The sequence below is a fragment of the Paractinoplanes maris genome, assembly GCF_023544465.1.
Taxonomy (GTDB): domain Bacteria; phylum Actinomycetota; class Actinomycetes; order Mycobacteriales; family Micromonosporaceae; genus Actinoplanes; species Actinoplanes maris.
On sequence record NZ_JALPVL010000002.1, the window covers coordinates 101,557 to 114,462 of the forward strand.

At 71.1% G+C, this 12,906-nt stretch carries 12 protein-coding genes; 6 read left to right on the plus strand and 6 right to left on the minus strand.

Going from position 1 to position 12,906, the window contains the following annotated elements:
- Window positions 1–3 precede the first annotated feature (3 nt).
- From NAG42_RS05340 to galT, 4 genes are all read left to right on the plus strand, one after another.
- Window positions 4–948: a sulfotransferase gene (locus NAG42_RS05340; protein ID WP_438872368.1), complete on the plus strand. Its 945-nt coding sequence runs from the start codon at window positions 4–6 to the stop codon at window positions 946–948.
- Entirely contained in the window at window positions 945–1,859 is a 915-nt protein-coding gene (locus tag NAG42_RS05345) for a glycosyltransferase family 2 protein (RefSeq protein ID WP_250028505.1), read from the plus strand. The genes NAG42_RS05340 and NAG42_RS05345 overlap by 4 nt, the downstream gene beginning before the upstream one ends.
- Window positions 1,860–1,986: 127 nt before the next feature.
- Window positions 1,987–2,763 carry a DeoR/GlpR family DNA-binding transcription regulator gene (locus NAG42_RS05350; RefSeq protein WP_250028507.1) on the plus strand — a complete coding sequence of 259 codons (777 nt, stop codon included), beginning with the start codon at window positions 1,987–1,989 and terminating at the stop codon, window positions 2,761–2,763.
- Entirely contained in the window at window positions 2,760–3,848 is a 1,089-nt protein-coding gene (gene galT / locus NAG42_RS05355; protein ID WP_250028508.1) for a galactose-1-phosphate uridylyltransferase, read from the plus strand. The genes NAG42_RS05350 and galT overlap by 4 nt, the downstream gene beginning before the upstream one ends.
- Window positions 3,849–4,122: 274 nt before the next feature.
- On the opposite strand, the gene NAG42_RS05360 is transcribed toward galT, so the two are convergent.
- Window positions 4,123–5,340: an NADP-dependent isocitrate dehydrogenase gene (locus NAG42_RS05360; RefSeq protein ID WP_250028509.1), complete on the minus strand. Its 1,218-nt coding sequence runs from the start codon at window positions 5,338–5,340 to the stop codon at window positions 4,123–4,125.
- Window positions 5,341–5,591: 251 nt separating this feature from the next.
- On the opposite strand from NAG42_RS05360, the gene NAG42_RS05365 reads away from it, so the two are divergent.
- Window positions 5,592–6,785 carry a PP2C family protein-serine/threonine phosphatase gene (locus tag NAG42_RS05365; protein WP_250028510.1) on the plus strand — a complete coding sequence of 398 codons (1,194 nt, stop codon included), beginning with the start codon at window positions 5,592–5,594 and terminating at the stop codon, window positions 6,783–6,785.
- Between the two features lie 44 nt (window positions 6,786–6,829).
- Here NAG42_RS05365 and mdh read toward each other — a convergent pair whose 3' ends face one another.
- The 4 genes from mdh to purN form a co-directional block, all read right to left on the minus strand.
- The gene (mdh, locus tag NAG42_RS05370) at window positions 6,830–7,780 is read right to left on the minus strand and encodes a malate dehydrogenase (protein ID WP_250028511.1); all 951 of its coding nucleotides are present in this window, start codon (window positions 7,778–7,780) and stop codon (window positions 6,830–6,832) included.
- A 105-nt stretch (window positions 7,781–7,885) separates the two neighbouring features.
- Window positions 7,886–8,479, minus strand: coding sequence for a pentapeptide repeat-containing protein (locus tag NAG42_RS05375; protein ID WP_250028512.1), 594 nt, complete (start codon window positions 8,477–8,479; stop codon window positions 7,886–7,888).
- Entirely contained in the window at window positions 8,479–10,044 is a 1,566-nt protein-coding gene (gene purH / locus NAG42_RS05380; protein WP_250028513.1) for a bifunctional phosphoribosylaminoimidazolecarboxamide formyltransferase/IMP cyclohydrolase, read from the minus strand. Before purH ends, NAG42_RS05375 begins: the two co-directional genes overlap by 1 nt.
- On the minus strand, window positions 10,045–10,659 hold the full coding sequence (gene purN, locus NAG42_RS05385) for a phosphoribosylglycinamide formyltransferase (protein ID WP_250028514.1): 615 nt from the start codon (window positions 10,657–10,659) through the stop codon (window positions 10,045–10,047).
- 148 nt (window positions 10,660–10,807) lie between these two features.
- Here purN and NAG42_RS05390 point away from each other — a divergent pair, with 148 nt between their 5' ends.
- Window positions 10,808–11,155: a DUF4190 domain-containing protein gene (locus NAG42_RS05390; RefSeq protein WP_250028515.1), complete on the plus strand. Its 348-nt coding sequence runs from the start codon at window positions 10,808–10,810 to the stop codon at window positions 11,153–11,155.
- A 160-nt stretch (window positions 11,156–11,315) separates the two neighbouring features.
- Here the strand turns inward: NAG42_RS05390 and NAG42_RS05395 are convergent, their stop codons facing one another.
- Window positions 11,316–12,812, minus strand: a complete 1,497-nt coding sequence (locus NAG42_RS05395; protein ID WP_250028517.1) for a cell division protein PerM — start codon at window positions 12,810–12,812, stop codon at window positions 11,316–11,318.
- Between the last annotated feature and the right edge of the window lie 94 nt (window positions 12,813–12,906).

Here is a 12,906-nt window from a genome sequence, read left to right on the forward strand (position 1 = left end):
AAAGTGGCACGAGTGCTATTTCTGGGTGGATTAGGACGAAGCGGGACAACGCTCGTCGAACGCCTGCTAGGCGAGCTACCCGGGGTGTGCACGCTCGGTGAGATCGTCCACCTGTGGCAGCGCGATCTGCGCGACGACGAACGGTGCGGCTGCGGAGCCCGCTTCTCGGCCTGTGCGTTCTGGCGGCGGGTCGGGCAGTACGCCTTCGGCGGCTGGCAGAACGTCGACGTCGACCGGGTGCACGCGCTGCGCGACGCGGTCGAGCGCACCCGGCACATCCCCCGGCTGGCCACCGCCGTCGAGCCGCCCGACGAGGTGCACGAGTACGCACACTTCTACGCGCGGGTGTACGCCGCCGCGGCCGAGATCGCCGGTGCGCGGGTGGTGGTCGACTCGTCCAAGCACTCGGCACTCGCCCACGTGCTGCGCTGGGCCCCCGACATCGACCTCCGTGTGCTGCACGTCGTACGGGACGCACGCGGGGTGGCGTATTCGTGGACCAAGAAGGTCTCCCGGCCCGAGACCGACGGCGCCGACGAGATGACCCGGTACTCCCCCGGTCGCTCGGCACTTCTGTGGAACGCTCACAACGCCGCTTTCGGGCTGCTGGCCAAGCGCGGCGTGGCCGTGCACCGGCTGCGCTACGAGGAGTTCCTGGCCGACCCGCGGACGCAGTTGCTGTCGATCGCTGACTTCGCCGGGCTGCGGCTGCGACCCGAGGACCTGTCCTTCCTGGGCGACGGCTACGCCGACCTCAAGGTCGGGCACAGCGCCGCCGGCAACCCGATGCGCTTCACCGTCGGCCGGCTGCCGCTGCGCCACGACGACGCCTGGAAGCGCTCGCTGCCGCCCAGCCAGAGGCGCCTGGTCGGCACGGTCTGCGCCCCGATGCTGCGGGCCTACGGATACCCGCTGTCTGTCCCGTCGTCGCCCGAGGAGATTCGATGAACTGGCCGTCCGTCGGCGTCGTCATTCCCACCCGCAACCGGCCCGAGCTCGTGCGCAAGGCGATCGGCGCGGTCCGTGACCAGCGCTACCCGGGTGAGGTCAAAGTGCTGGTGGTCTATGACCAGACCGAGCCCGACTACCTGCTCGCCGCGACCGACGACGTCCAGGTGCTGGTGCTGACCAACTGGCGCACCTCGGGCCTGGCCGGCGCCCGCAACACCGGCATCCTGGCCCTCGACACCGAGTTCGTGGCGTTCTGCGACGACGACGACCAGTGGCATCCCGACAAGCTCCGCCGCCAGGTGGCGGCGCTGATGGCCGAGCCCGACGCCGAGTTCGCGACGTGTGCGATCGAGGTCGAGTACGAGGGCAAGTGCACCCCGCGGCTGGCCGGGCGGCCCCGGGTCACGGTCGACGACCTGGCCCGCTCCCGGATGGCGATGCTGCACTCGTCGTCGTTCCTGATCCGCCGGGCGGCGCTGGCCGACGACGCGATCGGCCTGGTCGCCGAGGACGCCCCGGGCAGCCAGAACGAGGACTGGGACCTGCTGCTGCGGGCCGCCCGCCGGGCACCGATCGTGCACCTCGACGAGCCGCTCGTCCGGGTCCTGTGGGGCCGCACCTCGCACTACGCCTACGAGTACGCCACCAAGATCAGCTCCCTGCGCTGGATGATGCAACGGCACCCCGAGATCAGCGGCTGCCGGCCCGGTGCGGCCCGCGTCTACGGCCAGCTCGCGTGCTGGTCGGCCGCCACCGGCAACCGCAGCCAGGCGTGGCAGTTCAGCAAGGAGGCCGTACGCGCGAACTGGAAGGAACCGCGCACCGCGATCGCGCTCGCCGCGATGACCGGAGCGGTAAAAGTTGAGAACGTTCTCTCCGCCCTCCACAAGCGCGGACGCGGAATCTGACTCCCGCCGGCCAGGCCGGCCGCCCTCCCGGGAAACGACTGAAGGCCCGACTCTTTCGCGCACGCCCGATCACCAGGTAGTGTTCGGGCGTGTTCGATTTAGTGCGGTTCCCGGCGGCGGTCCACTGATGCTGGCACAGCAGCGACAGGCCGCGATACTCGACCGTGTCCGAGCGGCCGGCGGCGTCCGGGTCAGCGAGCTCGCCTCGGAATACGGCGTCTCCGACATGACCATCCGCCGCGACCTGGAGTCCCTGGCCGACCGGGGCCTGCTGGCGAAGGTACACGGCGGCGCCACCACGGTGAGCCCGGGCTCGGCCCACGAGCCCGGCTTCGCGGCCAAGAGTGTGCGCCAGCGCGGTGAGAAGGCGGCCATGGCCATGCGCGCCGCCGCGCTCGTCTCCCCCGGCGACGCGATCGCGCTCTCCGCCGGCACGACCACCGCCGGCCTGGCCCAGCGCCTGGTCGACGTGCCCTCGCTGACCGTGGTGACCAACTCGATCCCGGTCGCCGACATCTTCTATCGGGCCGGCCGGCCCGACCAGACCGTCGTGCTGACCGGCGGGACGCGGACGCCGTCGGACGCTCTCGTCGGCCCGGTCGCGGTCGCCGCCATCGGCACCCTGCACCTCGACATGCTCTTTCTGGGCGTGCACGGCATGAGCGAACGCGCCGGCTACACCACCCCCAACCTCATGGAGGCCGACGTCAACCGGGCTCTGGTCGAGGCCGCCGAGCGCCTCGTCGTGCTGGCCGACCACACCAAGTGGGGCACGGTCGGCATCTCCTCGATCGTGCCGCTCGAGCGCGCGGACGTCCTGATCACCGATGACGGGCTGGACGAGCCGGCCCGCTCCCTGTTGGCCGAGACGGTCCGGGAGCTTGTCGTGGTGACTGCGCAGTGACCTTCAAGAGCCGCGAGGCGATCCGCCTGTCCGACGGGCGCGAGCTGATCTATTTCAACGAGGAGGCGAACGACTGGGTGTCCTATCCGGACACCCGGCAGCTGCCGCCCCCACCGCCCACCTCCCAGCTCCGGCACGACCCGCTGCTCGACGAGTGGGTGGCGGTCGCCGCCCACCGCCAGACCCGCACGTTCATGCCGCCGCCGGACGCCTGCCCGCTGTGCCCGGCCAAGCCGTCGTTCGCCGGCGAGATCCCGGCCCCCGGCTACGACGTGGTCGTCTTCGAGAACCAGTTCCCGTCGTTCAGCGACCGCGTCCCGCCGGACGAGATCACCGAGGTGACCGGCCTGGTGCCGGTGCGCCCGGGCATCGGGCGCTGCGAGGTCGTGTGCTTCACCAGCGACCACGGCAGCGCCTTCGCCGAGCTGCCGCCGTCGCGGGTGCGCACGGTCGTCGACGCGCTCGCCGACCGCACCGCCGAGCTGTCCGGCCGGCCCGGGGTGGCGCAGGTGTTCCCGTTCGAGAACAGGGGCGTCGAGATCGGCGTGACCCTGCAGCACCCGCACGGGCAGATCTACGCGTTCCCGACCGTGCCCCCGCGCACCAAGCTGATGCTGGCCGCGGCCGGGCGCCACCTCGCCCGTACGGGAAACGATCTTTACACCGACGTGCTGGCGGCCGAGCGGGCCGACGGGGCCCGGGTGATCGGTTCCAACGAGCATTGGACGGCGTACGTGCCGGCCGCCGCCCGCTGGCCCTTCGAGGTGCACCTCGCCCCCCATCGCAAGGTGCCCGACCTGCCGGCGCTCTCCGATGCCGAGCGCGACGCCTTCGGCCCGCTCTACCTGGACCTGCTGCGGCGCTTCGACGGCTTGTTCGGCCGGCCGATGCCGTACATCTCGGCCTGGAACCAGGCGGTGGTCGGCGAGGGCCGCGAGCTCGGTTACCTGCACCTGCAGCTGTTCAGCATCCGCCGCGCGGCCGACAAGCTGAAATACCTGGCCGGCTCGGAGTCGGCGATGGGCTTCTTCGTGAACGACATCGTCCCCGAGCGAGCGGCCCAGCTGCTGCGCGAGGCCGCCTGAGAATTTTGGGGGCGGGGGGCCCGGGACAGGACCCCCGCAAGGGGAAGGGACGGCAGGCGAGCAAACGCCCACGCCGGTCGTGGATGCCGCGAGAACCGGTCGGCGCCCGGGACAAGGCGGCCGGACCGGTGGGCGACCTCTCGGCGCCCCGACCGTCATCCGTTCTGACTGGTGCAACGACCCGAGTTACCACTGGTTACGAAATCAAACATGCGTTTTCGCGCATGCCTCGGCCGAGAAAAAGGGCCGCCGGGATGCCCCGGCGGCCCTTGTCTCAGGCAGCGAGCTTGCGAGCCAGGTTCTCGTCGAGCGCGTTCATGAACTCGTCGGTCGACAGCCACGGGGCGTCACGCGAGATGAGCAGCGCGAGGTCCTTGGTCATCTGGCCGCCCTCGACGGTCTCGACGCAGACCTTCTCGAGCGTCTCGGCGAACTCGGTCACCGCGGGGGTGCCGTCGAGGACGCCGCGGTGCTTGAGGCCGCCGGTCCAGGCGAAGATCGACGCGATCGGGTTGGTCGACGTCTTCTCGCCCTTCTGCCACTGTCGGTAGTGCCGGGTGACCGTGCCGTGCGCGGCCTCGGCCTCGACGGTCTTGCCGTCGGGCGTCATCAGCACGGAGGTCATCAGGCCGAGCGAGCCGAAGCCCTGGGCCACGGTGTCGGACTGCACGTCACCGTCGTAGTTCTTGCAGGCCCAGACGTAGCCGCCCTCCCACTTCATCGCGGCCGCGACCATGTCGTCGATCAGCCGGTGCTCGTAGGTGAGGCCGGCCGCCTTGAACTTCTCGGCGAACTCCGACTCGAAGACCTCGGCGAACAGGTCCTTGAACCGGCCGTCGTAGGCCTTGAGGATCGTGTTCTTGGTCGACAGGTAGACCGGGTAGTTGCGGGCCAGGCCATACCGGAACGACGCCCGCGCGAAGTCGCGGATCGAGTCGTCGAAGTTGTACATGCCCATGCCGATGCCGCCGGCCGGGAAGTCGGCCACGTGGAACTCGATCGGCTCCGAGCCGTCGGTCGGCGTGAAGGTCATCGTGAACTTGCCGGCCTTGGGCGCGACGAAGTCGGTGGCCTTGTACTGGTCGCCGTGGGCGTGCCGGCCGATGATGATCGGCTTGGTCCAGCCGGGCACCAGGCGCGGCACATTCTGCATGATGATGGGCTCGCGGAAGACGACGCCGCCGAGGATGTTGCGGATGGTGCCGTTGGGCGACCGCCACATCTTCTTCAGGCCGAACTCCTCGACGCGGGCCTCGTCGGGGGTGATGGTCGCGCACTTGACGCCGACGCCATGCTGTTTGATGGCATTGGCCGCGTCGATCGTCACCTGGTCGTCGGTCTCGTCGCGGTGCTGGATCGACAGGTCGTAGTACTCGAGCGGGACCTCGAGATAGGGCAGGATCAGCTGCTCCCGGATCTGCTTCCAGATGATCCGGGTCATCTCGTCGCCGTCGAGCTCCACGACCGGGTTTGTGACCTTGATTTTCGCCATGCGGCCGGCGCTCCTCTCCCGAAAACCATTCTTAGCAGTACGAGCGTACTGCAGGACTCGTCACCCGCGCCGGGCGGCCCCGGTCGGCTTCTCCCCATCAGTCTGGCCGCTTCCTGGCCCGGCGGCCGGGAGGACAGGGCTTTCGGCCCCTGTCACTCGCCTCCCCGGCAGTGGCATCATTTGATGCCGCAGTGGGATCGACGAGGAGGCCAGTGGACGCGACGATGGGCGATGCGCGCCACCGTGCCCTGGTGAGCCCCGCCCGGCTGGGCTCGCTTTCGCGTACGGGACTCGACTCCCTGGCCGACCCCGCGCTCGACCGGTTCGCCGAGATGGTGCGCACCGTCCTGCGTGTGCCGGTGGCCCTCGTGACCCTGGTCGATGCCGATCGGCAGTTCTTCCCGGGCGCCTGCGGCCTGGGCGAGCCCTGGCTGGGCTCCCGCGAGACCCCGCTGTCGCACTCGTTCTGCCAGCATGTCGTGGCCACGGCCGAGCCGCTGATCGTCACCGATGCCCGGCTCGACCCCCGGGTGAGCGACAATCTGGCCATCGACGACCTCGGCGTGGTCGGCTACGCGGGGATGCCGCTGACCGACGCCCAGGGCGAGGTGCTCGGGTCGCTCTGCGCCATCGACCATCAGCCCCGCGACTGGACCGCGGCCGAGCTGAGCCTGCTGGCCGCGCTGGCCGTGAGCTGCTCGGACAGCCTGCGGTTGCGGATCGCCAACCACCGCACCGAGTCGGCCGCCGCCACCATGCAGAAGGCCCTGCTCACCGCGCTGCCGCAGCACGAGCACCTGCGGATGGCCGCGCGCTACCTGCCCGCCCACCACGAGGACCACGTGGGCGGCGACTGGTACGACGCGATCAGCCTCGACGGGGGCCGGCTGGCCGTCGTGATCGGCGACGTGGCCGGGCACAGCATCGACGCCGCGGCCCGGATGAGCGAATACCGCGGCATGCTGCGCACCCTGCTGATCGACCGGCACGAGCCGCCCTCGGCCCTGCTCCGCCGGCTCGAGCACACCGGGCGCGCGCTCGGCCTCGACGGCATCGCCACGGTGCTGGTGGCCTACCTCGACCCCGACCCCACCGGCGGGCACACGCTGACCTGGTCGAACGCGGGCCACCCGCCGCCGACGCTGATCGACGGCGACGAGGTCACACTGCTCACCGGCCGCGACCCGCTGCTCGGGGCGGGCCGGCGGATCTCCCGCCGCAACCACACCCGCCACCTGACCCCCGGCAGCACGCTCGTGCTGCACACCGACGGACTGATCGAGACCCGGTCGGCCACCATCGACGAGGGGGTGGACCGGCTGCACAAGACCCTGGCCGCGAACGCCGGCGCCGAGCCCGGCGAGCTGGCCGAGGCGCTCGTGGCCGGGGCGACCCTCGGCGACGACGACGTCGCCATTCTGATCATCGCCACACCGGGTGAATAGGAAAGGCCGGGATCTCGTCCCGGCCTTTCTCAACGATCGGTGGATCAGAGGCTGGCCACGTCGGCCTGCTTGGCCCGGACGGCCTCGGCGGCCTCCTTGAGACCGGCCACCTCGGCGTCGGTGAGCTTGTCCTCGACGACCTTCTTGATGCCCTCGGCCCCGATCTGGGCCTCGACGCCCAGATAGACGCCGGAGATGCCGTACTCACCGTCGACCCAGGCGCAGACCGGCAGGACCTCGCCGGAGTCCTCGACCACGGCCTTGGCCATGCGGGCGGCCGCGGCCGACGGGGCGTAATAGGCCGAACCGGTCTTGAGCAGCGCGACCACCTCGGCGCCACCGTTCCGGGTACGGACGACGAGTTCCTCGATCTTGTCGGCCGGGAGCAGGTCGGACAGCGGCTTGCCGTCGACCGTGCAGCGCGACGGGACCGGCACCATGGTGTCGCCGTGCGAGCCCAGCGTGAGCGCCTTGACACTCTTGACCGGCACGGCCAGCGTCTCGGCGATCGAGTTGGTGAAGCGCGCGGTGTCGAGCACACCGGCCTGACCGAACACCCTGTTCTTGGGGAACTGGGTGGCCAGCTGGGCCAGCGCGGTCATCTCGTCGACCGGGTTCGAGACCACGATGACCACGGCGTTGGGCGCGTACTTGGCGATGTTCTCGGCCACCTGGCGCACGATCTTGGCGTTGACCTCGAGCAGGTCCATGCGGCTCATGCCGGGCTTGCGGGGCAGGCCCGCGGTCACCACGACCACGTCGGAGCCCTCGATGGCCTCGTAGCCCTCACCGTTGGGGCCGGTGGTGGCGCCGACGACCTTGGTCTCGAAGCCCTCGATCGGCCGGGACTGGTTCATGTCGAGCGCGAGACCGGCCGGCTTGCCCTCGAGGATGTCGGTCAGCACCACCGTCTCGAAGATGTCGTACTCGGCCAGGCGCTGCGCGGTCGTCGAGCCGTAGAAACCGGCACCTACGACGGTTACCTTCTTGCCCATAGCTCCATCCACTCCCAGTCTCCGGCACGTTTTTCCGGACGCTATCAGTCGGTTAACGGCGTATTACCGGCCGGTCGGGTCAACGCCAGATAAGCCACTACCCGGTCAGCTCACTTTCGCGCCGTACGCCGAGGCGAACTGCACGGCCTGGCCGATATCGATCTTGGCGCCGGTGAGGTCGAGGCCCCGCAGCTCGACCCCGTCGAGGTCGGCGCCGCGCAGGTCGGCCCCCTTGAGCCGCACGTCGGTCAGCCGCGCGTTGGACAGATCGGCTCCGCGCAGGTCGGCCCGGCTCAGGTCGGCGCCCATCAGGTCGGCCTCCCGCAACCGTAGGCCGCCCAGCCCGGCACCGGTCAGATTCTGCCCGCGCAGCGAGACGAACCCCCAGTCGCCGCCCTCGATGGTGATCGGGCGCAGCCCGCAGTCGACGAACTGGCTACCGGTCAGCTTGCAATCGGTCAGCGTGGCGTCGAAGAACGAGCAGCGCTGCAACGTCGACTGCAGGAGCGCCACCCGCTCGAGCACCGCCGCGTTGAACCGGACGTTGCCGAACGTGCAGTTGGTGAAGACGCAGCCGGTCAGCCGCGCCTCCGACCAGTCGACGTCGTGGAACGCGCAATCCTCGTAGCGGACACCGGCGACCTCCTCCAGCGCCCAGTCCCGGCCGCTGAAGGTCGTGTCCTGAACGAGGTCGGACATCAGCCGTGGTAGAAGTGCCGGGTGCCGGTCAGATAGACGGTCATACCGGCCTTCGCGGCCGCCTCGATCACCTTTTCGTCGCGGATCGAGCCGCCCGGCTGCACGACCGCCTTGACACCGGCCGCGATCAGCACCTCGAGCCCGTCGGGGAACGGGAAGAACGCGTCGGACGCGGCCACGCTGCCCTTGGCCCGCTCGGCGCCGGCCCGGTTGACCGCCAGGTGCGCCGAGTCGACCCGGTTGACCTGACCCATGCCGACGCCGACGGTGGCGCCGCCCGAGGCCAGCAGGATCGCGTTGCTCTTCACGCTGCGGATCGCGCGCCAGGCGAAGGTCAGGTCGGCCAGCTCCTCGGCCGAGGCCGGCTCGCCGGTCGCCAGCGTCCAATTCGCCGGATCGTCGCCCGGGGCGTCGACGCGGTCGGCCATCTGCACCAGCACGCCGCCGCCGATCTGCTTGATCTCGGCCGGCGCCGGGGCCCAGGCCGGGGCGACCAGCACGCGCAGCTTCTTCTTGAGCCGGAAGATGTCGAGCGCGGCCAGCTCGTACGACGGGGCGACGATCACCTCGGTGAAGATGCCGTCGAGCTGCTTGGCCATCGCCTCGGTGACCTCGCGGTTGACCGCGATGACCCCGCCGAACGCCGACACCGGGTCGCAGTCGTTGGCCTTGCGGTGCGCCTCGGCCACGTCGGCCCCGACCGCGATGCCGCACGGGTTGGCGTGCTTGATGATCGCCACGCAGGGCTGGTCGAAGTCGTTGGCGCTGCGCCAGGCGGCGTCGGCGTCGACGTAGTTGTTGAACGACAGCTCGCCACCGTGCACCAGCTCGGCCTGCGCGAGGCCGGCGGGCGCGTTGCGGTCGAGGTAGAGCGCGGCCGGCTGGTGCGGGTTCTCCCCGTACCGCAAGGTGTTGGCCCGCTCGAGGGCGAGGCCGGCGAACTCGGGCCACTCGCTGGGCGACAGCGTCGTGGCCGTCCAGTTGGCCACCGCCACGTCGTACTCCGCGATGTCGGCGAAGGCCCGGGAGGCGAGCGCCTTGCGCTGGGTCAGCGTGAAGCCGCCGGCGGCCAGGGCCTCGACGATCAGGGGATAAGCCTCGACCATCGTCACCACGGCGACCGAGGGGTGATTTTTGGCGGCCGCGCGCACCATCGCCGGGCCGCCGATGTCGATCTGCTCGACGCACTCGTCGACGCTCGCGCCCGACGCCACCGTCTGCGTGAACGGATAGAGGTTGCTGACCAGCAGCTCGAACGGCGGGATGTCGAGCTCGGCCAGCTGAGCGGCGTGGGTCTCGAGCCGCAGGTCGGCCAGCAGACCGGCGTGCACCCGCGGGTGCAGCGTCTTGACCCGGCCGTCGAGGGTCTCGGGGAAGCCGGTGAGCTGCTCGACCCGGGTGACCGCGACGCCGGCCGCCTCGACCGTGGCCGCGGTGGAGCCGGTGGACACGATCTCGACCCCCGCGGCGGCCAGCGCCCGGGCGAGCTCGACGAGGCCGGTCTTGTCGTAAACGCTCAGCAGCGCCCGCTTGATCGGGCGGCGGCCCTCGTCGGGGGAAGTCATTTAAATGCGTACCTTCCTGTTCTCGATGGTCCAGCCCTCGCGCACCAGGCGGCCGACCCACTCGACCAGCTGGGCCCGCTCGGCCACCTTGATCCGCTCGGTCAGCGTCTCCTCCGTGTCGTCGTCGAGCACGGGGACCGCGACCTGGGCGATGATCGGTCCGGTGTCGACGCCGGCGTCGACGAAGAAGAGGGTCGCCCCGGCGATCTTGACGCCGTAGGCGAGCGCGTCACGCGGGCCGTGGATGCCCGGGAAGGCCGGCAGCAACGCGTTGTGCGTGTTGATGTAGCGATCGCCGAACGCGGCCAGGAACCGCGGGCCGACCAGCTTGAGAAAGCCGGCCGAGACCACCAGGTCGGGCTTGAACTCGGCCACGTGGGCGGCGAGGGCGGCATCCCAGTCGTCACGGGTCTCGTAGGCCTTGACCCGGTCGACGAACGTCGGCACCCCGGCCGCGGCGGCCCGGTCGAGCCCGGCGATGCCGTCCCGGTCGGCACCCACGGCCACGACCTGGGCGCCGTAAGCGGGATCGGCGGCGGCGTCGAGGAGGGCCTGCAGGTTGCTGCCCGAGCCGGAGACCAGGACGACCAGGCGGGCGGGCGCGGGGTCGGTCACCTGAGCACCCTATCGCCGCGAGCCGGGACGGCCGACAACGGGTCAGGCCCGAGGGCAGGCGAAACTGCTGATCATCGGATACGCTGCCGGTCCTCACAGATTCGACTTCTTCACTTGTCAAGTGCCATATGTAACGGGAGGCCAGCGCGTGACTACCCCACCCCCCTACTACGGTCCTCCGGGCGGAGAGCCGGCCGGCATGCCGGCCGCTCCCAGCAACACCCAGGGCCTGGTCGGCATGATTCTCGGGATCGTCGCGATCCCGCTGGTCTGCTGCTTCTACCTCGGCATCCCGCTGGGCATCGCGGGCGCGGTCCTCGGTTACCTCGGCCTGCAGAAGGCCAACCGGGGGCAGGCGACCAACCGCAGCCAGGCGCTGACCGGCGTCATCTGCGGCGCGGTCGCGGTCGTGCTGGGCATCGGCCTGCTGATCTGGGCGCTCACCGCCGGCCAGAACATCAACTGGGAAGACATCACCAACAACTCGGGCAACTGACCCGTACGGTGGAAGGGGCGCCCGATGGGTGCCCCTTTTGCTGTGCCTTGCGCGCCGGGTTTCGCCAGGCCTTGCGCGCCGGGTTTCGCCAGGCCTCGCGCGCCGGGTTTCGCCAGGCCTTGCGCGCCGGGTTTCGCCAGGCCTTGCGCGCCGGGTTTCGCTAGGCCTTGGGGGTCGGGCGGAACTGCCGGGCGGCGGCCGCGCCGATGACCGCGGAGACACCCAGGACGACCGTCGCGACCATGCCCACCGGCCACGGGTCGGGGCCGATGGTGGCCATCCGGCCGTCGCCCAGCGGGCCCCCGGAGAACCAGGTCATCAGGCCCAGGACGACGCCGGCGGCCGGGCCCGCGAGCAGACCGCCGCCGAGCACGAGCGACCAGGCCGGTGCCGGCTTTCCGGCGTCCTTGGCCTCGCCGGCCAGGCGCAGCGTGAGCAGCCAGCCCGCGGCCAGGCCGGCCAGCACGGGCAGGGCCAGCAACAGGGCCCCGGCCGCGCCCATCGGGCCGTTGGGCAGTCCGGCCAGCAGGGGCAGGGTGGGCAGCGGGCCGACGGTCACCTCGGTCAGCCGGATGATCGAGCCGGTGCCGAGCGCGAAGCCGGGGCCGAGCAGATAGGCCACCGCCCAGACCGAGCCGTTCACCCCGTAGGCCAGGCTGACCAGCGTGATGCCGGCCTGACCGGCCACCCCGGTGCGGTAAGCCGAGATCATGTCGGCCGCCTGGCCGCCGCCGAGGGCCACCGACAGGCCGGTGACCGCGGCCCCGGACGCGAGCACGAACAGCGCCGCGATGACGCCGGTGCGCAGGCCGTGCCGCAACGGGCCGGGCAGGCGACCGGCCCACACGCTGAGCGCGTCGGTGCCGCGCAGTGACCCGGCCAGTGCCCCGGCCAGCCCGATCACGAAGAAGTTGAGCGCGGCCCGGCCGGCGGTGACCTCGGTGCCCTTGTCGTCGACGACGAGCGCGAGGATCGAGCCGAGCAGCGAATAGGTCAGTGCGATGGCGAAGGCCACCGACAGCGCGCGCGCCGTCGATCGGGAGCGGCGGGCGCCGACAGCTCGGGTGACATGCAGCCCGGCCCGGTTGAGCCGCCAGACGATCAGCATGCTGAGCAGCAGCGGGGCCAGGCCGAGGGACCCGATCGAGGTGCCGATGGGCACGCCGTGACCGAGCATCCAGCCGGCCAGCCCGGCGTGGGCGGCGCCGGCCAGGCCGCCGCTGCCCTCGAGGGTGCGGGCCAGCCCGACGACGGCGGCGACCGGGAGGTACGACAGCAGGGCCGCCCAGAGCGTGGCGAACATGGCCGCCACCGGTAGGGGGGCGCGGCTCGGCGGGCGCTGGGGCGGGCGGCGCTGGCTGGGCAGCCGGACGGTCTCGCGGTTGGCCAGCACCTCGTCGTCGACCAGAACGGTGCGCTGTTCCCTCCGTACCGCCTCGGTCGGTCTCCCGATGCCCTCGGTCGGTCTTGTGATGCCCTCGGTCGGCCTGGCGATGCCCTCCGTCGGCCTTTCGATGGCCTCGGTCGGGCGTCGCACATCGACCGGTCCGGTCTGACGAGTGACGTCGGCCGGCCCGGTCTCCTGGGCGACGTCGGCCGCCTCGGCGACCGCGAAGGGGTCGTCCAAGTCGTCGGGACGGTCGGAGGTGCTGGGCATCGCCGACTACTTTTCCACGTCGGAGCCGGGTCGGCGATGCACCAACGACGGCGCGCCGCCGTTCAGGTCGCGGGGACCCGGACGACGGCGCGCC